The sequence below is a fragment of the Paenibacillus campinasensis genome, from assembly GCF_002272015.1.
In the GTDB taxonomy this organism is placed as follows: Bacteria; Bacillota; Bacilli; order Paenibacillales; family Paenibacillaceae; genus Paenibacillus_AQ; species Paenibacillus_AQ campinasensis.
On record NZ_NPBY01000013.1, the window covers coordinates 102,790 to 127,877 of the forward strand.

Below are 25,088 nucleotides of genomic sequence, written 5' to 3' on the forward strand. Positions count from 1 at the left end.
TGAAAAGTCTTAGGTTTCATAGTTTTGTAGTTGAATAGCACTAGTGATTCTGTGGAGAGGTGAGCGAGCTTGAAGAAAACAGCTTTTGTTTTTCCGGGACAGTCATCTCAGAGAATTGGTATGCTGACAGATCTGTATAGGGAAAGCGAACGGGTCAGGCACACTTTCGAAGAAGCTTCGGATGCCGTCGGGCTTGATATCGCGAGAATTTGCTTGGAAGGTCATCACGGGAGCCTGCAGGATATTTCGATCAGGCCTTACACTGCATTTTCCATCATCGACAACCTGCTGCTGCAATTACAACACTCCGTTAAATGGCATCACACCATCGACTATATTCAGAGACAACACATTCATACGTTTATCGAGCTTGGAAGCGGGCAAATTCTATCCCGGCTTCTGAGACAGCATAGCAAGTCGATCGAAATCTATAACTACGAAACGGCCGCAGACCGCAATCGCTTGGCCTCATCCCTGTCACAGCTTGCAGAGGTAAGCGCATGAGGCTGTACACCGTGCCGTATGCTGGCGGCTACTCGTTTACTTACCTGAAATGGAAGCCGCTGCTTGCCCAGGGAATCAAGCTTCATCCTATCGAGCTCCCCGGGCGAAGCGATGCCTCAAGAGACAGGCTGTGCTCGACCATCGAGGAGATGGCGGTACATTGCCTTCGCCACATCGAAGCGGATCAGGAGCCCTATACTTTGTTCGGTCACAGCATGGGCGCCTACGTGGTGCTGGAGGTATACCGGGCGCTTGAAGCGAGGGGGCTGCCGTTGCCGCAGCATCTAATTCTGTCCGGCATGAAGCCGCCGCATTTGTATGAGAACAAGAACCATCACTTGCTGGACGAAGCCAGCTTCAGAACGAAAATGCTCGAAATGGGCGGCATCCCGTCACTGCTGGTGAACGAGGATGATTTTGCTGCGACCTTGTTCCGGCTTCTTCGAAACGACCTTCGTGCTGTAGAGCTGTACAGCTGGAAAGGAGAATTGCCTGTCTTCAGCTGCGATGTCAGCCTGTTTAACAGCGAGACCGACATTCGCCGCGAACACAAGCTCGAGTGGAATCGGTATTCCCGGAGGCCGTGCGGCTACTATTCATTCCGCGGAACGCATTTTTTTGTGAATGAGCGAACAGCCGACATCGTACAAGTGATCAATCAATTGCTTTGCCAGGAAGCAACCGTAATCGAATCACGAGAGGGTGGTAGACGTTGATAACGTTTGAAATGCATGAATCCAATGTCCGTTCGTATTGCCGCTGGTTTAACGATGTGTTTACCGGAGCAAAGAACGATGTCATTTTCGGCGAATCCGGGCGCGCTTACCTAGACTTTTTTGCAGGGGCAGGGGCTCTGAATTACGGCGCGGCAAGACCGGGCCGGGGATAGGGCCGAGAAGGATTACATCATCAGCCGGACCTGCGAATTATTTGGCTCCTACCATGAGGAGGATAAGTACACGGAGGGCCCTGTATGGTCAAGATCAGAGTGCTGATTTACCGCCAATGAACGTGTCCGGGAATCAGGAGGGGAAAGGGGCTGCATATGAGGGCAAGTCCACGAACGTGTATGTGTCTGGTAACCGGCTGCAATTCAGCTCGTTCTGTCCGAAAGGGGAGGAAGAAGCGTTGAGGGCGCATTTGGACCGCTTTTTGGAAGGAATGTTTCAGGAGGACTTATAATGCCAGAGGTGTACATGGTTCAGTTGGACCCGCGCATTGGCCGGTCTCTCACCGATCAGGTGGTTCGTCATTTGTCAGCAGAAAGGCAAAGCCGGGTTGAGAAATTCAGAAATTATATGGATGCAAGGCGTTCCATTACGGCAGAGCTGCTGGTTAGGAGGCTGGCAATGGATCAGCTGGGGGTGCGGAATGAAGATATTGTTTTTGGTGAGAACTCTTATAACAAGCCTTATCTCGTATCCAGCCCCCATTTTCATTATAATCTCTCTCATTCGGGCGAGTGGGTGGTGTGTGCGGTTGATCAACAGCCGGTTGGCATTGATATTGAGCAGATCAAACCGATCGAACTGGATATCGCCAAAAATTTCTTTACGACCGCCGAGTACAACCGGCTGATGGAGGCGGATGAGGCCCAGCGGCTGGAGCAGTTTTATCAGTTGTGGACGTTGAAAGAAAGCTATATTAAAGCGGTGGGGCAAGGCTTGTCCATCCCGCTGGACTCCTTCTCATTTCGGCATGAGAACGGTGATGACCGTTTCACTCTGGAGACTCCTGCCCCAGAGCCATACCATTTGACGGCCACCCGCCTGCCGCCTAATTATGTGATGGCGGTATGTGCGATGGAAGAAGCAGCGATAGATCCGGTTGCTGTGAACGAACAAGAGCTGCTCGAAGGATTTCTTCGTCTGTAGACGAAAGAATGACCGTATATAAGCAAGTGAAATTATCTGCCTCGGAATTGGGTATCCGATTCTTGAGGCAGATTTTTTGTGGGCATATAAACAACATAGCTGAACTGTCTCCATCAATATTAACCATAATTTATAAGAAAATCATAATTATGTATTCCTATGAATATATGTGGCATTCACAAGGTATAAATTTGTGAACTTCAACGGGAAAGCTCTTTAATTTGTCTAGTATATCTTTAATTTGACCTCTACTTGAAAAGGCTTTCATCATATAAATTGGGTTATAAACCAATATGGAAGGGAGTGGAAAGAAGCCTGTCGTTGATGAGAGACGGCAGATGATCATGATTGCAGGAGGGAACAGTTAATGAATGATCGAGGGAAGAAAAAAGGATTTCAAAAAATCACGTCAGTCGTACTGGCAACCGCGATGTTGCTATCGACTTTTCCGCTGATTGCGGAAGCGGGCGATACGTGGCCTTTTCAGGGGGCAAGCGCCCATGGAATCAACCAGCCTAGCGTGCACGGGTACACCAGCAGCCATGTTATGAACTGGAGCCCGGAAACCGATCCCGATGCGGAGCTGCTCAGATCACGAGTACCGCTGCAGAAGCGGATCGATCCTTTTGCGGCTACGCAGGCCAATCCAAACCTGAGTCCTGATGTAAAGATGATGAATGTTGCGGGCGATTATGGTAACGCATTCATAGAGAACGCGCCATATACGAATAAATTTGCGCAATATCATTTTAATTTCTGGCAATATATCGATTTTTACTCTTACTGGCATGGAACTGCAACCGCGTATACGCCTCCGGAGTACTATGACGACCTGGCACAGCGGGATTGGCAGCAAAAATGGTTTGAATTCGGCATGCTGAACATTCCGAACCCCACCTATACCGATGCAGCGCACAAGAACGGCGTTCTTTCTCTCGCAGGCATCTTCTTCTCCAATAATGATCGCGGTCAGCAGACCTATAAACAAATGATCGTTAAGGATGAGTCCGGTAATTACCCGGTAGCAGAGAAGTTAATTGAGATGGCACATTATTTTGGCTATGACGGGTATTTTGTTAACCAGGAGGAGCAAAATCCGAACGTAGCGATTGAGGATATCCCGGATTACATTGGATTTATGAAAGCGCTGCAAAAGGGAGGGCTATATGTACAGTGGTATGATTCGCTGAATACCTCCACGGGTCAAAACATGTTTGCGCGAACATTTAATGATAACAACATTTCATTTTTGTATGACAAAGATACGGGGGAGCAGGTTTCGCAGTCCTTTTTCTTTGATTACGGAATGGGAAATAACCAAATCAATGCAGCCGAGAATTATCTCAGCACGCTTAATCAAACGTACGGAGAGCGCTTCAACATTTCTGATGTGGGCTACGCCGGACTTGAAGCCGGAAGGGACCGGTTCAAGAGCGTTCAAGGCTCGGCTTTGAGAAACAAGCTGGATAGCAATGGTCTGCCAAGACTGAGTATCTCGACGCTGGGAGCTGATTTTGTACATGCGGGGCTCGACGAGGATATGGGGCAGCCTTGGCCCGTAAATCGCCGGGCGGAGAATGATTACCAATGGATGACGAAGGTTCGTGAGCAATTATGGTGGTCCGGACCGAATATCGATCCGACCCACACGGCGGTATCAACCAGCAATACAGCCTCCGACGTGCATGCGGATAACCGCTATTGGCCGGGGATGGCATCTGTGATTGCTGAACGCTCAGTCATTGGCGATACGCATTTTTACACAAATTTTAATACAGGACATGGTCTGTCCTATTATGTTAGCGGTGCGGTCTCGAATACGGAGGAATGGTCCAACATGAGTCTCCAGGACATTCCAGTCACTTGGCAGTGGTGGCAGGAGACGGCTGGAGACAAGCTGCAGGTCGACTTTGATTATGGGCCGGAATATAACATTGCGGATACATCCCGGTTCGACTATGAGCAAATCGGGGCTTATGAAGGCGGAAGCTCTCTGGTCGTAAGCGGCCAATTAGATGCTGAAAATCTCTTGAGACTGTATAAGACGGATTTAAGCGTGGGAGCGGATTCCAAGCTGTCGGTTACATATAACAAAACCGCGGGTGATGATGGTTCCACGATGAGCATCGGTTTGATCATGAAGGACGATCCGAGCACGGTGATTCACATTCCTGTTCCGGACAGCGGTAGGAAAACCAATGGATGGGTTACCACTGAACTTGATTTAAGTCCCTATGCTGGAGTATCGATTGCCACCCTCGGGCTTGTGTTTGATCCGGGTGCGGGAAGCGTAGCCGATTATCAGATGAACATCGGTCAGCTGCGGATTTACGACGGTTCAATCGCCCAGCAGGCAGCGCCGACGGGACTGACGATCGCTGAAGCCTATACGGATACCGGGGAAATGGTCATCACATGGAACATGGATCCAGACTATTCGAAGGTCAAGCAGTACAACATCTATGTGAATGATGTATATGTGGGCGGGAAGTATGATGACATCTTTTATATCAAAAACTTGCCAGCACGTTCAGGCGTCGTTAAGGTTGCCGCCGTCGGCGCGGACGGACGGGAAGGTGAGGCTGCGACAGTTCGCTTCGATTTAACCGAATCTCCATCGGATATCATCGTCGATTCCCGCGAGAACGGCGACTTCCTGGTAAGCTGGACGAACCCGCAGAATACAGCAGCAAATATGACGGTCAGCGTGAAGTCCCGGAACTGGATTACGACACCTGCCCCAGTATCTGAGCGCATAACGGTACCAGCAGGGGAGACCTCTGTTATGTTCCAAGGCATGCCGATAAACGGTGACGACTATATCGTGACGTTATCCGCCGCGAATATAACGCCTGTATCGGTCAGCGGCAATTTCATTGACAAGGTGGCTGAGCCATATGCCGAGGACTGGTCCTGGGATGGCAATACGCTGAATTTGCCGATGCCGAACACAAGGGATTGGCGGTATATGTATGTCTACGAGGATGGGAAGCTTAGAGAATTCCCGACAACTTATAATGTGGGCAATAAAGACCGCATCATTCGCGGGAGAACGACCAAGGCCAGCTTGAAATTCACTTCGACTGCCCAGAACGTATATGTGGTCATGGAGGACTATGCAGGCAACAGATCGGAACCGGTATATCTGAAAGGCAAAGCGCGTTATATCGTAACGTTTGATACCAACGGCGGGGTGCCTGCTGTTCCGCATATGGAAGCTGCTTTTCATGCCCCAATTGCCGAACCAGCGGCGGTCAGCAGAGCCGGTTATGTGTTTGACGGTTGGTATACTGCCAATGGAGTAAAGTGGGATTTTGCTTCAGACACGGTCAAGGAAGATGTTACGTTAACAGCGAAATGGAAGCTCGCGGCACCTGAGGTTCGAATGAGCAAATCAGGAGCATTCCGAGAGGGAGGCAGCGGTTCGCTGTTTGCGGTTGCGGTCGGCCAAGGAACGCTATCCTATGAATGGCATGAAGATCACGGAAGCGGATATACTCCGATATCGGTGACCGAAGCGACTTATGCGCTTCCTGCAATCACGATGGATATGGAGGGCTCCAAGTACAAAGTTGTCGTCACGAACGAGGATGGTTTAGCAGCGGAAGCCGAAACCATCGTGTCGGTTGTATCGGCTGATGCTGATCTGATCGCTCCCGGCTTTGAAACAGATCTGGATACAATCCAGACCGTGACAACCGGAGATACGGTTACGCTGTTCGTTGTTCCAGAGGGAGATGTGGATTCGCTGGCATGGGAAGCCAAGGCACCGGGCGAAGATGAGTGGTCACCGATAGCACACGGCATTCCTGTCTACACATTCACGGCAAATGCTGAGGATAACGGGACCGAGTACCGGGTAGTGCTAACCGGAAAGGAACCAGGAGGCACCCATCCTGTTACAGCGGTAAGCCAGCAACTGACGCTGCAGGTTAACCCGATTGTCTCCGTGCCAGAACCACAAATTCAAGATGTGACGATATCCAATAATTCGGCAAAAACCGGTGATGAAGTCAGCATTACCGTTCAAGCGACCGGTTCGGATACGCTCCGTTATCAATGGCGCAAGGACAATGCTTCCATTCCGGGAGCTACTGATGCCGTATATCGCATGGAGAGCGTCACTGAAGCTGATGCAGGAATCTATACAGTGGAAGTGACTAATTTAAAGCTTGTAGACGGTCAGGAATATAGCGCTTCGAAAATGAGTGATCCGGTTCAATTGACGGTAGAAGCGTCGGTTTCAACGGAATGGATGCAATTGCAAAATCTGTTGTCCGAAATTGATGTGCTGAGAGCCAATGATCCATATACGGCCGAGTCGATCGCTGCATTAAGGTCAAGTTCTGCTTACAGCACCGCCAAGTCGCTGACCGCTGGCCATGTGGCTAACGAACTCGCCCAAGCCTATGCTAATCTGCTCCAGGCCAAGAGGGTTATTCTGGTTGTTTATGTTCCGGTGACCCCGCCGGTAACTTCTCCGGGATCTGGTTCAGGGAACGGGACGCCAGGAAATACACCAGCACCGGCTCCGAGGCCGGATACAGGCTCAACGGTAGCGGTCATCTCTCCTGAAGAGCTTGGCAAACCGGAGACGGACGGCGTGAAGACGATCGCTATCGGTCCCGACGTAACAACGATTGAGCTGCCGCTTCATGCTAGCGAACTTCTCGGATCAAGCCGTCTGGAAGTGGCAACGGATCGGTTGACCATTGAATTAGGAACGGAAATTCTAAGCCAATTACGGGATTTGACACAGGGTGGAGCGTCTTCCGGCGGCAAAATTGTGATTGGCATTCAGACGGAGTTGCTGAATGAATCTGTAACGAACCGAAACATGGTGAATGTTAACGGCTATGCTGTAGGGGTAAATCTTGCCGTCGTGACTCATGATGGCCAGACGCAAGCTTTATCTGAGCTTGTACAGCCTCTGAAGATCAAGCTGTCCGTCGGTGCTTCTAACCATGTTGATTTGCTGGGAATTTACCAAGTAGGCAGCAACGGTTCCTTGACTTATGTGGGCGGAACACGTGTGGGAGAGATGCTGGAGACTGAGGTGAAGCAAACCGGAATGTTTGTTTTAATGGAGTACCATGCCAATTTCACCGATGTTCCGAATCATCACTGGGCTGCCGAAGCCGTTCAAATATTGGCAGCCAAGCACTTAATCAAGGGTGTATCCGAGGATCAATATCAGCCTCATCGCCCGGTTACGCGGGCAGAGTTCGTGGCTATTATGGCCAGAGCATTGGGACTGCAGGATGCCGAGACTCTGAACTTCAGCGATGTCGCGGAAGGTGCATGGTACGAGGAGGAACTGGCCCGAATGGTGAAGGCAGGCTTGATCAATGGCCGTAAGGAAGACCGTTTCGAGCCAAATGAAAGCATCAGTCGCCAGGAGATCGTTACCATCTTGATGCGGGCATACAGGCTGGAGCATGGGGATCAGCCGATCGAGCCGTCTGCGAGTGTTTTTGCCGATGAAGCAAGCGTTGCGCCTTGGGCACTGCTCAATGTGAGGGAGGCGGCGGCAATCGGATTGGTTCAAGGACGGGGCAATCATTTTGCACCGGCCGAACCAGCCAGCCGCGCGGAAACAGCCCAGATGATATTGAATTATATTCGGGCAGAATCTTCTAAATAAGTCATACGAATCAAGGCGCTGGTGAGGCATGTTCACCGGCGCCTTGTTACATATCTCTGTAGGAATGAACGCAGCGGTCCTTATGCCATAGGAAACAAGCTTCTGCATAAAATGACCGGCGACCTTCGTTTGGACGTGAACATGATGCTCACGCCAAAGTCAGCTCTTTAAATTCTAATTCCAGGGTTTACAACATACCAAAAATAAAATATCATAAGATATATAACATGTGATATATAATGATTGTGACAGGAGTGTCAGTCATGCCGCCAAAGAAAAAATTTACCGCAGAGCAAATTGTAGAAACGGCATTCCATATTGCCAAAACGGAAGGGATGGACAGCATAACGATCCGAAAGGTGGCCGAGCAGATGGGAAGCTCGATTGCGCCGATCTATGTCAATTTTGAGGATGTGGAGGAGCTGAAGCGTGCCGTGGTGCAGAGAGTGCATGAGCTGGGGAAGCAGATGGTGCTAGAGCAGGATACGGGCAGCCCGTTCGGTGATATCGGGGCGGCAAGCCTCCAGTTTGCCAAGGAATATCCGATATTGTTCAGGGATTTGGCCATGAAGCCCAACGATTATATGCAAAATTATGATCAGGATATGGGCGATGCGCTGGTCAGCCATATGAAGCAGGATCCGGACCTTGCAGAGTTTGACGAAGAGGAGCTGCGGCTGATTTTGTTCAAAATGAGGGTGTTCCAGGCGGGTCTGTCGATCATGGCTGTAAATGGGCAGCTGCCGGCCGAGATGGATCTGGATCATTTGAAGGCGCTTCTTGACGATGCCGCTGAGGATGTCGTGCTGGCTGCACGATGGCGCAAAAGCAAGGGAAGCAACTGAGAAGACTGATAAGCGTAATCCGGCGTAAGACAGGCCGCTTACAGCGGGACGGGAGCCGGGAATGATAAGGGGGAATTTGAAAGTGGCATATGAAGCATTGAAGCAAGAGGTGGAGCAGCAGCTCATCAATAAAGTGAACTCGGATCCCAGTCTGCATAATGTCTATCTGCTGGTCCATTCGGATCGGCTGAACATTCATTGGCCGATGGCAGCAGGGAGCACGGACGGGGTGGCAGCCACGCCCGATCAGCCATTCCACACCGCAAGCGTAGGCAAAACCTTCACTTCGGTCATCCTGACCCAGCTGGTCGAGAGCGGGCTAGCCCGGTTTGACGATCCGATTGCGAAGTATTTGCCACCGGAACTGATTCAAGGCATGCATATTTACAAAGGCAAAGACTATTCACAGGATATTCAGATCAAGCACTTATTGAGCAACACTTCGGGACTGCCGGATTTTTTCGAGGAAAAGCCGAAGCATCGACCTTCCATGTTACAGGAGGTGCTGGACGATCCGCAGCGGTTCTGGACGCCCCGGGATACGGTGGAATGGTCCAAGGAGCATCTTCGGCCTCATTTTCCACCCGGCAAAAAAGTGTACTATACCGACACGGGCTACAATCTGCTGGGGATGGTCATTGAGTCCATCACCGGGTCCTCCTATGAGGAGGTGCTGCATGAGCGCATTTTCAGGCCGCTTCAGATGAATCACTCCTACCTGTCCCAATTCTCTCTCCCTGCAGTGCAAAGCGCAGCCCCGACCGCGCATTTGTACCTGGACCATATCAAGATCGAGGTGGATCAATATCGCAGTCTCAGCAGCTTTTATTCCGGTGGCCAAACCGTGTGCACCTTAGCGGATTTACTGATTTTCATGAAAGCGCTCGTTAAAGGTCAATTGGTGAGAAAGGAAAGCCTGCGTGTGATGCAGACATGGCGACCGCTTCAGATGGGGCTTCGGTACGGCTACGGCCTCATGCAGCTGCGCTTCCTTCCATTCACATCCAAATACACGGTGTGGGGGGGCCTCGGCGCCAGTGGGGCTTTTATGCTGTACGTGCCAGCTATGGACGTTTATCTTGCTGGTACCTTCAATCAGACGACGTACCGCACGAAGGCGATGAATTACCTATTCTTTAACGTGCTGCGCAAGCTGGGGAATATCTCGAAATGAATTAGGCCATTCACGGGAGGCTTTCGGGACGGCTTCGGAGCCAGCAATACCAGCGGGCCGAAGCGGGGGAGGATGTTCCCCCGCCCGAATGCCGCTCGTTGAACGCGTAAGTATCGATATATTTCTTGGTTGTTGTTAATTATGGCTTGGTCCATGTACCCAGCTTGTAAGTGCCATCTGAAAGCCGGTTCGTATTGGCGAAATCAACACCGGGCTGATTCGTTGTCGGATCAATAATGGCGATGGCCAAATCATAAGTGCCGCTTGGCAGCGCAGCGGTTGAGAGGGAGCCGGTGATCGTATGCAGTCCGGTTCTCCAAGTCGTTAAATCGGCTGATACGGTCTGGCGGGCCACAATGGCGTTGCCGCTGCGCAGCTGAATTTCGACAGGCCAGTTGAACGGGAAGTGCTGTACGCCCTTATTCTCTACAACGACCGATACGTCCAGTGAGCTTCCGTTACTCTGCTGCGGATATGAGGCCTTGTTCAGCACAAAGTGGTAGCCCATCCGCTTCTTGAGCTGATCGATGTTGTCCTGCAGCGGATTTCCGAGCGCCAGGGAAGCCGGAGAATTCGGCCCCAGCCAGCTCGGCTTGCTCAGCTCGGTCTGGCGAAGGGTCTCGCTAAAGCCGCTGCCCGAGGTAAGCGCAGCGTTCATCCCATAGGCGCCGCCGTAAAATTCGCCTGCGGAAATGCGGATGTCCCAGAAGTTCGCATGATCCGGCTGCCGCTGGCCGATATCATCCCAGTAACCGTTCTGGGTGCCCGTATACCATCCCCATTCCGAGTCGAAGCTCGGCTGATCTCCGAACACATCATTGAACATGCCGAGAATCAACCCTTTGTTGTTGTTCTTGGCCAGCTCCACACTTCTTCTGATCAACACCTGCGTATGTGACTCCTGGTCGGCAAAAGCATCAATGTAATGCTGGATGTACTGATTGGAAATTTCGTTCGGCGGAAATACGCCTGTATAATTGCGCTCACCATTCGGTCCGACGTACGGCCATGTGTGGAATTCCGCCCAATGACCGAGCGAACCGATCTGGACAAACGCGATCGGGCTGTCAGGTCGGTTATAATGCTCCGCAATCGCCTCAATCGCAAGCTTGTGCCTTGCAATCAAATAGTCAGAGCTGTAGTTCGGGGAGAATCCCATATTGTTGCCGGCTCCCATTCCTCCGGTCTCATCGTGATAGGCCGTGCCCGGTGATTGTCCTAGACGGATCATATCATTATAGAGCCAGTCGGGAATATCCTGGTGCGGCACTCCGGAAGGGCTGTCCATAATAAAGCGCAGGACGACTTTAACTCCCTGGCTGTGCCAATAGTCGAAATGATTGGCCGTCTCGATGGCATTAAAATCATATTGGCCCTTCACGGGTTCAAGCTGTTTCCAGGTGACACCGGCATAAACGAGACGGTGATCCTGAGGATAGTTCCTGAATTTGGCGGATGGTGCCCAGCCCTTAAACGGATTGTTAAGCGGATCGTCGAGCTCGGTCGGGTAGAATTCAATCATTGGAGCTCCTGTCCCCCCTTCATTTAGGGTATAGGATGGCAGCGGCTGGCTCTGGGCCGGCAAGCGATGAATATCCGAATTGTTGTCCAGGTACCCTATGCTCACGCTGCTGCCAGCGGTCAGCCCAAGCGTAGACAGTGGAATGGCTGCCTCAATCACGGATGAAGTACGAGCGATAGCGGAAGAGGGGAGGGATAATTCCAGCGTCCACTCCCAGCTGCTTCCATTGCCGGCATAGCGGTACAGGGAGTTGTTCTCCAGAAGCCATTCGATGCCGGTTGCTCCCCATCCGAATGCTTGATATCCGGTCGAAGCATCTCTGTCCGTGTTCAGCCAGAAGCTGCCTATCACGGTGCTCAGGTTGCTCCCTTCGACAAGTAAATACAGATTCGTGTCATCATGCGTTGCCTTTAATCCCCTTGCATTTCCGGAGTTGACCGCAATGGCCGGCACCTCCTCCCAATCCGCCGGGTTTCCGTCTACGATGATCGGGGCCGCCGCTGCGGTGGACGTCAATAGAGACGAAGGGAAGAACGGGAACAGAAGTGCCAGTATCATGACAACCAACAGCGACATTTTCATAGATTTCCTCTGTGCGATCATGTCAAACCTCCTCAATAGAAAGATGATGTACAGCAGAATGAATCCGAATGTTCACCTCCTTTCATTAAAAGGAGCACCGGATCAGGTGCTTCTTCGGGTTACCAGGCTGCGATATGCCGTCGGTTGTCCTGGAGTTATGCCTGCTAAGTGGAACTGCGCACGACCAGGCGTGTCGGCAATATTACCTTCTTCGGCAGCAATTGGTTTCCGTTGATCCGGTCTAACAGATTATCGACAGCAACCATGCCAATTTCTTTAGTCGGAACATCAATTGTAGATAGCGGCGGATTGGAATACTTGGATACTTCGATATTGGAGAGCCCGATAACCGCCACGTCATTCGGAACGGAAATGCCGCTGCTGTATAGCGCGTTCAGAGCGGCCATGGCCATTAAATCACTTCCGGCAAAAAAAGCAGTCGGGACATTGCCGGATGTGCACAACCGATTGATGTTCTCGGTGCAGACCGCTTCATCCCACATGCAATCGATCACCCAATCGGGATTCACGGACAATCCGGCTGCATGCATGCTGGCATAATACCCCCGGTAGCGGCGGCTGTCCTTCAGATTGCCGGTCAATCCACTCCCCCCTATATACCCGATCTGGGTATGGCCCTTCTCAATGAGGTGGTTTACGGCAACGGAAGCCACATTGTAATGATCATAGCCGACATTATCGATATCCCCGCGTTCAGTATCAATCCCCACGATATATGGAACCTGCTTGCGTATGTACTCATAGGTCTCGCGGTTCAAGGATTCCATAAGGATCAGACCGGTGATCGGCTCATTGAACGTGCTGGAGAGAATCTGGTGATCATTCAGTTCGATCCCCGTTCGAATAAAAGCGATGCTGTACCCTCTGCTAAGCAGCCGCTCCTCCACACCGGAAAGAATCGACATGAAATAAGGATCGTTATATTTGTCTTTGGTGACGCTTAACACGCAGCCGATTTTGATCTGTGATTTGGCCTCGGCCGGTTCCTTGGCGGAAGCTTTCCGCTTTGGCTTGGAGCTGATCTTATAGTTAAGCTGCGTAACAGCCTGCCAGACTCTCTCCTTGGTTTCTTCCGTGATTTTATATTTGGTATCATTGTTCAACACTCTGGATACAGTCGCAGTGGATACATTCGCTAACTTGGCAACATCCCGAATCGTACTCATCAATCGCACATTCTCCTTTTCTCAGCTACTTCAGCTACTAATGAACCCATTTTAGAGTGTATAGGAATGATTCATCATTAACAATGATAGATCCCACTTTCTCTATTGTTTCGTCGATGTTTCGTTTTTGTTTCGTTATATTGTTGCGTAATATAGTTTACCAGTATTTACAAACTAAATCAACTATAACATGCTTTTGACACTGATTGTCACGATTAATTTTACATTGTTTTAATTTTTCTATTGCCAGAACAAGGGGGAGTGGGATAACATGAAGTCACTAAACAAAAATATTGTTTACGCAATATTTAACGAAACAAGTGATGTAACAAAAACATTGGGCGAGGTGAGAAATGCAATGGCAAGCCAGTGGAATTTTCATCAATGTGTGTCCCACTGCAAGTTTGATAACCTGCCTGAAGGGCTGGAGGCGAAGTATGACAGCTATGCACCTGATGACAGCGGCGTCGATCTCATTTCACAGGCATTTCTGTCTGAAACCTTTGATCGCTATCAGGTTCCCGGGGAGACCCGGCAACGGATTGTGGAGGGGATCGAGGAGATTGAACAGGATCCGGTTTTGCTGCATTTTACTAAATTTTTGGTGAAGGATTTGTGTTCTGCCCGCGAGCGCTGTGATGAAACGCACTATACGAATATGAAGCCGGGATGTATGCAGCGGCATGGAGCTTTGTATTCATTTCTGCTGCTCCTCGCCTGTGTGGTTCCTTCCATGAATCGGCTGCGGCAGCGGTCCATCCCCGAAGAGCATTATGCAGCGATTCCGCATACGTTTCTACAACCGCAGTTGGACAAAATGGCGCTTCACGGTGACCCTTCGGTTCATGATTTTCCATGGGTTATGAATTTCTATACCTGCTCGATCTTTCTGTTTGACCGGTTCTACTTCATTCCCTACCGATTCGGAGATCCGTTTACGATGTTTCGCCATAAGGAAACAGGAGAAGTCATTGCGCTCAGGCATGCGGGAGAAGAGTTCCGAAGCGACGGGCAAAGGAACGGAATTAATGATGTGTTTGACCAGAAGGGCAGCTTCATAACGGAATGGCACGAGAACGCCGAGTTTATCATGGCCAACCGAATCAACCCGATGGGGTTCGTTGAACGAGATACGACAACGATCTTCAAGAAGGAATGGGCGCCGGCGCTACGGCAAGGCGATACGCTGCTTGCCCTTCACATCCCCTCCGGGCCCGGATATACGCCGGAGCGTCTGAGGAACTCCATGCGCCAGGCCATCGAATTTTATGGCAAGTATTTCCCCGAGCTGCCGATCACAGGGTTCTGGAGCGCAAGCTGGCTGTATGATACCCGCCTGTCGCTCTTTCTGGACAGCAAACATAGCAACATCGTTCTGGTTCAACGCCAGCTGTACAATTATCCCACATTTGAAGGCGACGGCATGCTGCGCTACGAACTTTTCGGAGACCGGACGGCAGATCCGGACCGAAATCCCGGCGAATATGCAACCTCGCTGCAACAAGCAGCCGCAGCGTACATGGTTCGCGGGGCCCGCTTCAACACACTAAGCATGATTGTGCTCAAGGAAGACATCGAACGGATTGGCGCCATGCCGTACATCACGGAAGCGGACATCGAGTTGTTCCTTAAAACCGTGGACAGTCATTTACATACAGGAGGTCATTGATTTGAAACTAGCGTTAATCGGGGCAGGACAGCGAGGCATGATCTACTCAAGACATGCGTACCAAAGCGCGGATATTGTGGCGGTTGTAGAGCCGGACGATATCAGAAGGAAGGCGGCAGCGGATGAGTTCCATATCCCGCCGGAGAGACAATTTGTCACTGTTGAAGCGTTCTATGCCTTAGGCAAAATATGCGATGCGGTTATCATTTCATCCATGGACCGGGATCACTATAAGCAGACGATGGCCGCGCTTGAGCTAGGCTATGACATTTTGCTGGAGAAGCCCATATCGCCAAGCCCTGAAGAATGCCTCAAGATTCAAGAGAAGGCGGATGAAAAAGGCCGCAAGGTGATTGTCTGCCATGTGCTCAGGTATACGAATTTTTTTGCAGAGATCAAGAAAATCATCGACAGTCAGCAACTCGGTAAAGTCATCACCATCCAGCATAACGAAAATATTGGCAATTTCCATATGGCGCACTCTTTCGTCAGAGGAAATTGGAGAAGAAGCGATCTGGCCAGCCCGATCATCATGCAGAAGTCATGTCACGATATGGATATTCTATCCTGGCTGGTGGACAGCGGAGCCAAACGGATCTCATCCTACGGCGGTCTTGCCTACTTCAAGGAGGAGAATGCTCCGGCCGGCAGCGCCGAACGCTGCCTGGACTGCAAGGTCGCCGCAGATTGCAGGTTTGATGCCAGGAAGGCTTATCTGCCGGTGCGAGGACAATGGCCGGCAGCCGCGGTTGCGGCGGATCAATCGGAAGAAGGGCTGCTTAAGGCGCTAGAGACCGGGCCTTACGGACGCTGCGTGTATAAGCTCGACAATGATGTGTGTGATCATCAGGTCACGTTGATCGAGTTCAAGAACGGGGTCACGGCCACCTTCAATTTAAGCGGATTTACGAACAAAATGTACCGAACCCTTAAAATTATGTGCGAACACGGGGAGATCCGGGGAGATGACAGCTTGAATGTGATCGAGGTTACCCGGTTCAACTCCAACATGGTGGAGGCCGGCAAGCAAACGGTCATTCGGCCGGCCGTGATGAGCGGCGGGCATAACGGTGGAGATACGGGGCTGATGAATGATTTTCTGAACAATTTACAGAATCCTGATTTCAACAGCCGATCCTCGATCGACAGGTCCGTCGAAAGCCATATGATGGCTTATGCGGCGGAAGAGGCGAGAATGACCGGGACCATCATTGATATGGACGAGCTCAGGGAGAGACTAAAGCATAATGCCACAGCCTAATCGTTAAATCACAATGCAAAGCAAAGGTCGTGATGGAATGAGCAAGGGATTTATATATGAAATCAAAAAACATAGAATTCTGTATCTGATGTGCGTGCCGGCTCTGATCGTACTGATGATGTTCTCTTACATTCCTTTTGCCGGTGTATGGATGGCATTCACCGATTTTAATGTTGTTGACGGGATCTTCGGCAGCAAGTTTGTCGGTCTGGACAATTTCCAGTACTTTTTCTCAAAGCACAGCATGGGCTGGAAGGTGACTTATAACACGCTGTATATTAACTTTTTTGGACTCATATTAGGGATCGTTGTCCCGGTCAGCATCGCCGTCCTGATCCATGAAATCCGACACAAAACCTATAAAAAGCTGGCCCAGAGCATGATGTTCTTTCCGTATTTCATCTCGTGGGTCGTCGTTGGGGCGATTCTGTACGGCATCTTCTCCACCGATGTGGGGATTGCCAACAATATCCTGAACTTCTTCGGGCTTGAGCCGATCCGGTGGTACTCGGAGCCGAAGTATTGGAAATGGATTATTATTCTGTCGAGCGTCTGGAAATGGAGCGGATACAGTTCCATTATCTATTTGGCGGCGATGTCCAATTTTGACGGGAGTTTATATGAGGCGGCAAAGGTCGATGGCGCAAGCAAGCTGCAGCGGATCCTGCATTTGACCGTACCGATGCTGAAGCCGACCATCATCGTGCTCAGTTTGCTTAGCGTCGGTAGGATCTTCTACGGCGACTTCGGGATGGTTTACGGTATTGTTGGCAACAATCCGGTTCTGGCGGAAGAGGTAACCGTTATCGACACCTATGTCTATCAATCGATGCGCACGCTCGGTTTCTCCTATTCGACGGCAATCGGGCTGTTCCAGTCTTTGATGGGATTGATTCTGATCACGGCAGCTAACAAGGCGGCCAAGAAAATAAATGACGGAGAGGGTCTATTTTAGATGATGGGAAAGAACGGGTTGCTTGGCGATAAACTGGTCCATGTTGTTGCTTATGGTTTTATCGGCTTATTTGCCCTTGCTTGTCTATATCCGCTGGTGCTGACTCTAAGCGTATCCTTCTCCTCGGAGCAGGCGATTGCAAGAAACGGGTATTCGATTGTCCCTCTTAGCCCGACCCTGGATACGTATAAATATATTTTTGTAAACAGCGGGATGAAAATACTGAAATCCTACGGCGTCACTATCTTCGTAACCGCTGTAGGCACGATAGGCGCTTTGCTGATCACGAGCCTGATTGCCTTTTCCCTATCGATCAAAAAGCTGAAGTACCGCAACGTGCTCGCGTTTATCTGCAATTTCACCATCATATTCTCGGCCGGACTGATCCCGTGGTACATGGTCAGCGTTAACTATTACGGATTGAAAGACAGCATTCTTGCTCTGATTCTTCCTTCGATTTTTAATGTGTGGAGCATGTTTCTGATGCGCACGTATTTCGGGAGCATCTCGACCTCGCTCTATGAAGCGGCCGAGATGGACGGGGCCAATTATTTCAAGATTTACATGACGATTGCCCTTCCATTAAGCAAAACCGCGCTGCTAACGGTCGGATTGATGTATGCGCTGCAATACTGGAATGACTGGTGGCATGCGCTGATCTTCATTCAGGACCAAGATTTATATCCGCTGCAATATTACCTCTACAATATTCTATCCAATGTCAATGCAATCAGCTCCGGGCGCATTCCGTCAGGGGCCTCGGGCAACATCACGCTGCCTGCGGAAACCGTGAAGATGGCGATTACGGTAATAACGATCGGACCGATCATCTTCCTGTACCCTTACATTCAAAAATACTTCGTGCATGGGATTATGGCCGGCGCGGTCAAGGAGTAGTTGTCCACTTGGTTACTGGCCGATCACGGCTTTTAACATAAGAGTAAGCATTTTTATGAGGGAGGGTCTTTCATGAAAACAAGGAAATGGTTGGTATTATTGGCGCTGTTGATGGTATCCGTCTCCATCATGGCGGGATGCAGCGGGAGCAAGGAAGGAGCGGCCGAGCTGGAAACGGTTACGATTCTGTACCCGGGGGAGCGAAGCGACCGGATGAATGAGTTCCTACAGAACGAATTTGCCGAGAAGATGGCCGCCGACCTTGGTCTGAAGGTGGAGGTTGTGTTCGTGCCTTGGGCTCAATACTGGGAGCAGAAGGACATTATGTTAGCCGCCAATGAGCCGGTTGATCTGTATTGGGACGGCCTGCCGGACTTGTCCACGATTGTAAACAAGAGGCAAGCGATGGCGCTTGATGCGTTAATTGAGGAGCATGGTAAGGATATGCTTAACGTGCTTCCGATGGAGCAGCTTCAGGGGGCAACGATTGACGGGAAAATATATGGCATCCCATCCGCTTATGCGCCGTCCTCTGCGATGTACCAGCTGGTCGCCGTTCGCCAAGACATTCTTGAAGCCGTGGGGATGACGGATGTAAAGACGCCGGAAGATCTGAAGGAGTTTGCGGCAAGGGCGAAAGCGCAGTTTCCTGAGATGAAAGGGCCTGCCGACATTATCTTTAAACCGTTGACACGGTATTATGCCGATGAACAATACAACTGGATTGCTGCTGAGGATCTGGTGGTATTCGGGGAAGACAGCAAAAAAGCGTACAGCTATTATGAAACAGAGGCTTTCCAGGAGGTAGCCAAGTTCAACCGCAGCATGTATGAAGCGGGAATCTATACCGAGGATCTGACCATTAAATATAATGAAAGGGATTCTCGAATGCAGACCGGGCTTTACTTATGGGTAGAAGGATCCTTGGGCAAGGAGATGGAAATTATCGACGGTGTCAGAGCTAACGCGCCGGGTGCGGACATTAAGACATATCTGCTGGCAGAGGAGAAGCCGCGCTATATAACGGCCGCAGGCGGGGAAGTTCTGGGCATACCGGTTAACGCCCCGAATCCGGAAGGCGCCATGAAGTTGATCAATTGGATTTACAAGTCACAGGATAACTACCTGTTCGCGCTCTATGGCGTGGAAGGCAAAGATTACGAGATTGTGGACGGCCGGATTCACAAGCTGACGCCTACTGAATTTTTCTATGAGTGGATGTTCAGGAATCAGAATTACCAATTGTTTGGTCCTGATGTGCCGGAAGCATTGATTGATCAATATAACAGCTGGGATGATCAGGCGCTGCGCTCGGACTCGTTAGGCTTCCGTTTCAACAACGAGAATGTGAAAATGATCGAGACAGCTCTGAAGGAAGTAGCAGGGAAAGACCTGGCTGCGATCCGCTCCGGCTTTGTCGATTATGAAACGGCCTATCCGGTGGCGATTGAGAAGCTTAAGGCGGCGGGAATTGATGAGTACGTGGCTGAGATCCAGCGTCAGCTGGACGAGTTCCTGGCTGGAAAATAAGGGACGAGCATCGCGTATCCGGCCTGAGAAGAGATAGTCATACTGCGGCCTGACCATGTCGTGTTCGATGATGTGGGCCAGACAATCGCAGGGGGAACTATAGTCTGCAGGAATGCCAGAGGGCATGAATGAGACGACGTGTTCCCCGAGGAGCCGGCCAGCTGTGCCCAAAGTGCAGTGCTGATAAGACGGATGCTGCAGTATGTGCAGTTTATCGATGGATCTGTGGCTTTAGCTGAGTTCGTTTGGAGTTAGAGGGTACACGTACACTTGACCGGTGTGCGTGTATTTTTTTCGGCAAAGGGTTGCATATGGAGACTGAATTGTCTATTATGGATATCAAGTATCTACAATGTAAGCTTCGGAAGGAGGAAATGGGTTGCAGTTTTCCAAAAGCACGGATTATGCGCTGCATGCCTTGATTCATCTGACGCTTTCAGAGAAGGACGGGCATATTGGGATTAAGGAGCTTGCTCACACGCTTGGCGTTTCGGTAAGTTACCTGTCCAAAATCATGTCCAAGCTGAGACAGGATGGCATTGTCCGCGCGGTTCCCGGTGTAAATGGCGGCTACGAGCTTGCGCGTCCGGCGGATGAGATTACGTTTCTGGAGGTCATCCAGGTGATCGAAGGCCGGGAGCAGCTGTTCGAGTGCTCCAATCTTCATTCCCAGCAGCATCAGCTGCTGAGCGAGGAGATGGCGGAAGTGCACCTTCCTAAGCATCGCGGCAGCGAGTGTCTGGTGAAAAAGGTGATGGACGGCGCCGAGGAACAGCTGCATCAATATTTGCGGCAGCATACGATTCAGGCCGTGGTGGATCAGGCGTTAAACCGGCAGCATGGTTTCACAAGCAAGAAGTGATACGCTTCTTGTATTTTAATTATAGATATTATAGATCTATATAGGAGGGTATTATGAATTCGAAAATGGAAACAACAGATGTCGTTATCATCGGCGGAGGACCGGCCGGGCTGAACGCAGCCCTGGTGCTGGGGCGGGCGAGGAAAAAGGTGGTCGTCATCGATGAAGGGCGTCCCCGCAACGCGGTGACACGTGAATCTCACGGATTTCTGACCCGCGACGGAATCAGCCCGGCTGAATTTCGCAAACAGGCCAGAGCGGATCTTCTTAACTATCCATCCATCACGATCGTGGAGGATGAGGCAGTGTCGGCTTCGGGGTCTGATGGGCATTTTCAGATCGAAACCGCCCAGGGCCGATCTTATCGTAGCCAGAAGCTGCTGTTTGCCGTTGGAATGAAGGATCAGCCGCTGGATGTTCCGGGACTGGCCGAGGTTTATGGAAAAAGCGCGTTTGTATGCCCTTATTGCGATGGCTGGGAACTTCGCGATAAGCCGCTGGTCATTCTGAACAGCGGAGCGGAGCTGATGCATTTCGCGCCGCTGATATCGGGCTGGACAGATCGCTTTACGATCTGCACAAACGGGCCCGACGGGTTGACAGAGGAGCAGCGCGAGGAACTGCGCCAGCGCGGCATCCCGCTGTATGACACCCCGATTCAATCGATTGAATCGACCGAGGGCATGGTGAGGCAGGTCGTTCTGACAGACGGGACGGCGGTGCCGTGTGAAGGGATTTTCTTCAAGCCGACTCTTCGGATCGGATCGGATTTGCCGAGATCTCTGGGCTGTGAACTGACGGAAACGGGCAGTGTAGCGGTGGACCCATTCGGCAAAACGAGCATTCCCGGCGTGTACAGCGCCGGTGATGCCGCTTCGCAGTATTATCAGCTTATTGCTGCGGCTGCTATGGGCGCATTTGCTGCTGCAGCGATGAACAATGAGATGAATTTGGCGGCTTGGAAGAGGCGCTGACGAGGTGATTTTGCCACCATTCAAGCGTTCGAAGCTCCTTATCAGCAGAGGCTGGTCCTGACGGACCGGCCTCTTGTTGTTTAGATCATACTCATTCCCATTCTCATTTCGGGTTAAGTATGCCAAACAAAATGTTAATTAAAATTTACATTATGTTAAGGATAATATACAATGGGTCAGAGACGATCGAGTAGGAGATGTTTCTATGCTCAAAAATCGAGTTCGCGAGCTGAGAGCCCGTTTTCAGTTTACCCAAGGGGAACTCGCCAAGAGGGTCGGCGTTACGCGTCAGACGATCGCTTTTATTGAGAAGGGTGAATTTGCACCATCGGTCACTCTTGCGCTGAAGATTACCAAGGAATTTGAATGCACAGTAGAAGAAGTCTTCTGGCTGGAGGAGGAAGAGTAAATGAATAAGCTGCTGCGGTCCCCGTTCTGGTCGGTGCTGTCGATGGTGATAATAACGTTGTTTATGATAATCAAAATCGAGGCACAGCGTCTGCCGACCTGGTTGTATACGTTGTCTTACGCTGCATTGGCCGTTTGCTTCATATTCATCCTTAGCTGGCTGGTTGCTGTGCTGATTCATAACCGCAGGCATCCGAAGCAGAAGGTGAAATGGCATCTTTTCTATCCCGTTGAATTTCGGGAAGAGGATGAGGGGATGCGATGGCTGACGTATATGGCTTGCCGGAAGGTATATATTATGTTCTACGTCGCCTTGCCGCTCATTCTGCTGGTATTATTTCTGTTTCCGGAGCACCGCTCGCTTCCCGTTCTATTGATCGGAGCGCTCGCGGTTTCGCAGTACTGTATGTATTGGTCGGTCATCCGGAAGGCAAACATAGGGGAGGATGAAACGTAAATGAATGTGTTGATGGAAGTTTGGCAGTATATTCTCGTATTTCTGATGGGATCGGTGCCGTGGATTGAAATTGCCGCGGTAATCCCGATAAGCATTGTGGCAGGTCTCAACCCTTTTTTCGTAGCGCTGATGGCGTTTCTCGGAAATCTGTCCACCGTTTACTTGCTCGTGATTTTCTTTGATAAATTCCAGCAGTGGCGCAGCCGCAGGAAGAACGGCCAGGAGCAGAAATCGAAGCGTCAAACCCGCGCGATCAACATCTGGAACAAATATGGACTTCCGGGTCTTTCTTTGCTGGGCCCGCTGTTGATCGGTTCGCATATCGCTGTTTTTATCGGCCTTGTATTCGGGGCCAAAAAACATGTGACCTTGCTGTGGATGACAATCAGCCTGGTGATTTGGACGGTGATCATTACGCTTCTGTCGGTGTTCGGCATCGATTTGATCCAATCGATACGGTAATGGCTTAACCGAAAACGGGTGTGCTGCTCAGCACGAAGATACAAAAGTACGCTTGCTAGCCGCCGCAGATGATAGAACAATCCCCCTTCTCCTTCGTATGTTGGAGTGAGGGGGGATTGCTTGTTCTGTGCAGGATGAAAGCAAAGCTAGAAATCCGGCTTCCTTCCGGTCAGCAGGATGCCTATCCCCGAAACGCTTCAATAATCACCAGGAGCCAGCCCGCGAGAAAACAGAGGCCGCCAAGCGGCGTAATCGCGCCCAGCTTACGGATGCCGGTCAAGCTGAGTGCATACAAGCTTCCGGAGAACAGGAGGATGCCGACAAACAGCAACCAGCCTGCGGTCACGATCAGCGAACCGTTGCCGAGCTGGGCCGAAAGCACGCTGAGCAGCAGCAGGCCGAGACTGTGAGCCAGGTGATACTGGATGCCCGTCTGATACGTTTTCGACTTGTCACCGGTCAATTTGTTCTTCAGCGCATGCGCACCGAATGCGCCGAGCGCCACAGCAAGAAACATCATGATGCCGCCGAGGGCGAGCAATGTGTTCATCATCAATCACCTCGCTACTATATTACTCCAATGCATGAATCCGGACAATTCATGAAGTTTAACAAGCTGCAGGCGGGCTAGATGCACCTGTCAATAGATGGATAAAGCTCCGGCAACCGTGTATTTGTATAATGAACCGAATTCGTCAATTGCGGCCGGTCCGCCAAAGTTCTCAAGTTCCGCCGATGGCTGCGCTATTTCGCCCCTAGCGTTCGCTCTGACTAACAAAACAAAAAGAGCTGCAAGAAAGTTACCTTTCTTACAGCTCAACGAAATACAGCACGCCTGTCCCGAGTCGGGCAGGCTGTGAAATGTATGAACCTGAGTGAGAAGAATGATAAACATTATTTTCCTTTTCAATTCAAGATCCCTGCTCGATCAGAGACCGGGATATTTCACGACAGGCCATTTCTCCTTGCGGAGGGCGTTCATCAGTTCCGGCGGCGCGCAAAGGTTATCCTGAACAAGCTGTTTAGGTGTCAGTGCCATCCACTGATTCAGCGAGATATCTTCAAAGCGGTCACTGCGAAAAATTTCGAGGAACCAGAGCGTCTCGTCTCCGGTGTTCTGTACATAATGGCCCATGGCAACAGGCACATAGCCCACATCGCCTGCGCGGACATCGAAGGTGCGGGCGATGCCGTTTCCGCCGAACACCGTCATCCGCCCTTGCCCGGTCAGGTAGTACTGCCATTCATCCGCGTTCGGATGCCAGTGCAGCTCCCGCATCGCGCCTGGGTGGATCTCCACGAGCGCCGCCGCGACGGTGGTGGATGCCGGGAAGTTGGTGGAGTCTACGATCCGCACGCTTCCGCCTGGCGTCACAATCGGTTCCTGCGCGTGCAGGCGGTACGTGAAGGAGCGCGGTACCGTTCCACAGGGAGAGGGGACAGCCTGACTGCCGATCGGACCCGGGACCGTGTCCTGAAATATATAGACTTGCTTGGACGGTCTGGAGGCAAAGGCTGATTCAGGAACGCCAAAATTGGCGGCCAGCACCTCGGCTGGGGTATGCGCGAACCAGTCCGAGATGGACAAGGTGTTCAAGTCTGAGAAGGAGCCGTCGTCAAAGACGAGCAGAAATTCGCACCCATGCTCCAGCCCCTGAATCGAGTGCGGAATCCCCTTCGGAAAGAACCACAGGTCGCCCGGTCCTACATCGGCGATGAAATTGCGCCCGTTCTGGTCCACAGCCGTCACCCGGGCGGTGCCCCATATCATATAGGCCCACTCCGCCTGCTGATGCCAGTGCAGTTCGCGGACTCCCCCAGGCGTCAGGCTCATATTCACGCCGGCGAGCGTCGTTGCAATCGGCAAATCTCGAACCGTAATCTCTCGCGACCATCCGCCGTGGTTTAACTGCATATGCGTGTCCGAGAAGGACATGCGGAGGTTAGGAAGGAGTCCGGCGTCGGTTGTGGGAGGGACAAGCATATCCGGGTTCTGCAGATCACGAAGCACATCACGCGGCCCGAGGTCGGGAGCGCCGGCCCCGTCCTTGCGAATCGGTTGGGGGATAACCCACTTCTTGCCGTTATCAGGCATTCCATCCTTCATGTACGATGATCTCCTTTCGAACTGCACTTCAACTATAATGTATAGATATGAGCCAACGTCTGTCCCTTATGTAGCCTGCATGCATTGAATTCCCCATCCCCCCTATGTATAATGGTTAGGCATATGGACAGGCGGGATGGCTACAATGAAGCATTGCAGCAAATGGCGCATTGC

21 protein-coding genes and 1 pseudogene are annotated in these 25,088 nt (G+C 51.1%); 18 read left to right on the forward strand and 4 right to left on the reverse strand.

Annotated features, from left to right (window positions below; all coding sequences use genetic code 11):
• Nucleotides 1-69: 69 nt before the first annotated feature.
• The 8 genes and pseudogenes from CHH67_RS04830 (at nucleotide 70) to CHH67_RS04860 (ending at nucleotide 10,041) form a co-directional block, all read left to right on the forward strand.
• Nucleotides 70-504 carry a hypothetical protein gene (locus CHH67_RS04830; protein ID WP_095263855.1) on the forward strand — a complete coding sequence of 145 codons (435 nt, stop codon included), beginning with the start codon at nucleotides 70-72 and terminating at the stop codon, nucleotides 502-504.
• Complete coding sequence (locus tag CHH67_RS04835) at nucleotides 501-1,220, forward strand: thioesterase II family protein (protein WP_095263856.1); 720 nt, start codon at nucleotides 501-503, stop codon at nucleotides 1,218-1,220. Before CHH67_RS04830 ends, CHH67_RS04835 begins: the two co-directional genes overlap by 4 nt.
• A pseudogene (locus CHH67_RS04840) lies at nucleotides 1,217-1,369 on the forward strand (diaminobutyrate--2-oxoglutarate transaminase); the annotation flags it as partial. The gene CHH67_RS04835 and the pseudogene CHH67_RS04840, both read left to right, overlap by 4 nt.
• A 140-nt stretch (nucleotides 1,370-1,509) precedes the next feature.
• Nucleotides 1,510-1,686 (forward strand): hypothetical protein, encoded by a 177-nt coding sequence (locus CHH67_RS26465; RefSeq protein WP_218832003.1) that lies wholly within the window; start codon nucleotides 1,510-1,512, stop codon nucleotides 1,684-1,686.
• On the forward strand, nucleotides 1,686-2,378 hold the full coding sequence (locus CHH67_RS04845; protein ID WP_095263857.1) for a 4'-phosphopantetheinyl transferase family protein: 693 nt from the start codon (nucleotides 1,686-1,688) through the stop codon (nucleotides 2,376-2,378). Before CHH67_RS26465 ends, CHH67_RS04845 begins: the two co-directional genes overlap by 1 nt.
• Nucleotides 2,379-2,745: 367 nt before the next feature.
• Complete coding sequence (locus tag CHH67_RS04850) at nucleotides 2,746-8,022, forward strand: endo-beta-N-acetylglucosaminidase (RefSeq protein WP_095263858.1); 5,277 nt, start codon at nucleotides 2,746-2,748, stop codon at nucleotides 8,020-8,022.
• A 263-nt stretch (nucleotides 8,023-8,285) separates the two neighbouring features.
• A complete protein-coding gene (locus CHH67_RS04855) occupies nucleotides 8,286-8,867 on the forward strand; it encodes a TetR/AcrR family transcriptional regulator (protein ID WP_095263859.1) in 582 nt (193 codons plus the stop codon).
• An 82-nt stretch (nucleotides 8,868-8,949) separates the two neighbouring features.
• Nucleotides 8,950-10,041: a serine hydrolase domain-containing protein gene (locus tag CHH67_RS04860; RefSeq protein ID WP_095263860.1), complete on the forward strand. Its 1,092-nt coding sequence runs from the start codon at nucleotides 8,950-8,952 to the stop codon at nucleotides 10,039-10,041.
• A 139-nt stretch (nucleotides 10,042-10,180) separates the two neighbouring features.
• Here CHH67_RS04860 and CHH67_RS04865 read toward each other — a convergent pair whose 3' ends face one another.
• Entirely contained in the window at nucleotides 10,181-12,166 is a 1,986-nt protein-coding gene (locus tag CHH67_RS04865) for a DUF4832 domain-containing protein (RefSeq protein WP_095263861.1), read from the reverse strand.
• 143 nt (nucleotides 12,167-12,309) lie between these two features.
• Nucleotides 12,310-13,332: a LacI family DNA-binding transcriptional regulator gene (locus tag CHH67_RS04870; RefSeq protein ID WP_095263862.1), complete on the reverse strand. Its 1,023-nt coding sequence runs from the start codon at nucleotides 13,330-13,332 to the stop codon at nucleotides 12,310-12,312.
• Nucleotides 13,333-13,690: 358 nt separating this feature from the next.
• Between CHH67_RS04870 and CHH67_RS04875 the strand changes: the two genes are divergently transcribed.
• The 10 genes from CHH67_RS04875 to CHH67_RS04920 all read left to right on the forward strand — a co-directional run bounded on the left by CHH67_RS04875 (nucleotide 13,691) and on the right by CHH67_RS04920 (nucleotide 22,807).
• A complete protein-coding gene (locus CHH67_RS04875) occupies nucleotides 13,691-15,001 on the forward strand; it encodes an acyltransferase domain-containing protein (RefSeq protein WP_095263863.1) in 1,311 nt (436 codons plus the stop codon).
• Nucleotide 15,002: 1 nt separating this feature from the next.
• Nucleotides 15,003-16,262 carry a Gfo/Idh/MocA family protein gene (locus CHH67_RS04880; protein WP_095263864.1) on the forward strand — a complete coding sequence of 420 codons (1,260 nt, stop codon included), beginning with the start codon at nucleotides 15,003-15,005 and terminating at the stop codon, nucleotides 16,260-16,262.
• 37 nt (nucleotides 16,263-16,299) lie between these two features.
• Nucleotides 16,300-17,217, forward strand: a complete 918-nt coding sequence (locus CHH67_RS04885) for an ABC transporter permease (protein ID WP_095263865.1) — start codon at nucleotides 16,300-16,302, stop codon at nucleotides 17,215-17,217.
• Nucleotides 17,218-18,114 carry a carbohydrate ABC transporter permease gene (locus CHH67_RS04890; RefSeq protein ID WP_095263866.1) on the forward strand — a complete coding sequence of 299 codons (897 nt, stop codon included), beginning with the start codon at nucleotides 17,218-17,220 and terminating at the stop codon, nucleotides 18,112-18,114.
• Nucleotides 18,115-18,186: 72 nt separating this feature from the next.
• Nucleotides 18,187-19,644 carry an ABC transporter substrate-binding protein gene (locus CHH67_RS04895; RefSeq protein ID WP_095263867.1) on the forward strand — a complete coding sequence of 486 codons (1,458 nt, stop codon included), beginning with the start codon at nucleotides 18,187-18,189 and terminating at the stop codon, nucleotides 19,642-19,644.
• A 379-nt stretch (nucleotides 19,645-20,023) separates the two neighbouring features.
• Complete coding sequence (locus tag CHH67_RS04900; RefSeq protein WP_095263868.1) at nucleotides 20,024-20,506, forward strand: RrF2 family transcriptional regulator; 483 nt, start codon at nucleotides 20,024-20,026, stop codon at nucleotides 20,504-20,506.
• Nucleotides 20,507-20,559: 53 nt separating this feature from the next.
• Nucleotides 20,560-21,480 carry an NAD(P)/FAD-dependent oxidoreductase gene (locus CHH67_RS04905; protein WP_095263869.1) on the forward strand — a complete coding sequence of 307 codons (921 nt, stop codon included), beginning with the start codon at nucleotides 20,560-20,562 and terminating at the stop codon, nucleotides 21,478-21,480.
• A gap of 205 nt (nucleotides 21,481-21,685) precedes the next feature.
• Nucleotides 21,686-21,889 carry a helix-turn-helix transcriptional regulator gene (locus CHH67_RS04910; RefSeq protein ID WP_095263870.1) on the forward strand — a complete coding sequence of 68 codons (204 nt, stop codon included), beginning with the start codon at nucleotides 21,686-21,688 and terminating at the stop codon, nucleotides 21,887-21,889.
• On the forward strand, nucleotides 21,890-22,345 hold the full coding sequence (locus tag CHH67_RS04915; RefSeq protein WP_095263871.1) for a hypothetical protein: 456 nt from the start codon (nucleotides 21,890-21,892) through the stop codon (nucleotides 22,343-22,345). It abuts the gene before it with no gap.
• Entirely contained in the window at nucleotides 22,346-22,807 is a 462-nt protein-coding gene (locus CHH67_RS04920) for a small multi-drug export protein (RefSeq protein WP_095263872.1), read from the forward strand.
• A 181-nt stretch (nucleotides 22,808-22,988) separates the two neighbouring features.
• On the opposite strand, the gene CHH67_RS04925 is transcribed toward CHH67_RS04920, so the two are convergent.
• Complete coding sequence (locus tag CHH67_RS04925) at nucleotides 22,989-23,357, reverse strand: DUF423 domain-containing protein (protein WP_095263873.1); 369 nt, start codon at nucleotides 23,355-23,357, stop codon at nucleotides 22,989-22,991.
• A 378-nt stretch (nucleotides 23,358-23,735) separates the two neighbouring features.
• Nucleotides 23,736-24,914 (reverse strand): oxalate decarboxylase family bicupin, encoded by a 1,179-nt coding sequence (locus CHH67_RS04935; protein WP_095263875.1) that lies wholly within the window; start codon nucleotides 24,912-24,914, stop codon nucleotides 23,736-23,738.
• Between the last annotated feature and the right edge of the window lie 174 nt (nucleotides 24,915-25,088).

Bases quoted from the DNA above. Each gene is read 5' to 3' on its own strand.
- CHH67_RS04935 (WP_095263875.1), bottom strand. From the start codon at position 24,914: ATGAAGGATGGAATGCCTGATAACGGCAAGAAGTGGGTTATCCCCCAA.
- CHH67_RS04895 (WP_095263867.1), top strand. From the start codon at position 18,187: ATGAAAACAAGGAAATGGTTGGTATTATTGGCGCTGTTGATGGTATCC.
- CHH67_RS04925 (WP_095263873.1), bottom strand. From the start codon at position 23,357: ATGAACACATTGCTCGCCCTCGGCGGCATCATGATGTTTCTTGCTGTG.
- CHH67_RS26465 (WP_218832003.1), top strand. From the start codon at position 1,510: ATGAACGTGTCCGGGAATCAGGAGGGGAAAGGGGCTGCATATGAGGGC.
- CHH67_RS04845 (WP_095263857.1), top strand. From the start codon at position 1,686: ATGCCAGAGGTGTACATGGTTCAGTTGGACCCGCGCATTGGCCGGTCT.
- CHH67_RS04870 (WP_095263862.1), bottom strand. From the start codon at position 13,332: ATGAGTACGATTCGGGATGTTGCCAAGTTAGCGAATGTATCCACTGCG.
- CHH67_RS04905 (WP_095263869.1), top strand. From the start codon at position 20,560: ATGAATTCGAAAATGGAAACAACAGATGTCGTTATCATCGGCGGAGGA.
- CHH67_RS04850 (WP_095263858.1), top strand. From the start codon at position 2,746: ATGAATGATCGAGGGAAGAAAAAAGGATTTCAAAAAATCACGTCAGTC.
- CHH67_RS04875 (WP_095263863.1), top strand. From the start codon at position 13,691: ATGGCAAGCCAGTGGAATTTTCATCAATGTGTGTCCCACTGCAAGTTT.
- CHH67_RS04855 (WP_095263859.1), top strand. From the start codon at position 8,286: ATGCCGCCAAAGAAAAAATTTACCGCAGAGCAAATTGTAGAAACGGCA.
- CHH67_RS04920 (WP_095263872.1), top strand. From the start codon at position 22,346: ATGAATGTGTTGATGGAAGTTTGGCAGTATATTCTCGTATTTCTGATG.
- CHH67_RS04865 (WP_095263861.1), bottom strand. From the start codon at position 12,166: ATGATCGCACAGAGGAAATCTATGAAAATGTCGCTGTTGGTTGTCATG.
- CHH67_RS04910 (WP_095263870.1), top strand. From the start codon at position 21,686: ATGCTCAAAAATCGAGTTCGCGAGCTGAGAGCCCGTTTTCAGTTTACC.
- CHH67_RS04835 (WP_095263856.1), top strand. From the start codon at position 501: ATGAGGCTGTACACCGTGCCGTATGCTGGCGGCTACTCGTTTACTTAC.
- CHH67_RS04915 (WP_095263871.1), top strand. From the start codon at position 21,890: ATGAATAAGCTGCTGCGGTCCCCGTTCTGGTCGGTGCTGTCGATGGTG.
- CHH67_RS04885 (WP_095263865.1), top strand. From the start codon at position 16,300: ATGAGCAAGGGATTTATATATGAAATCAAAAAACATAGAATTCTGTAT.
- CHH67_RS04890 (WP_095263866.1), top strand. From the start codon at position 17,218: ATGATGGGAAAGAACGGGTTGCTTGGCGATAAACTGGTCCATGTTGTT.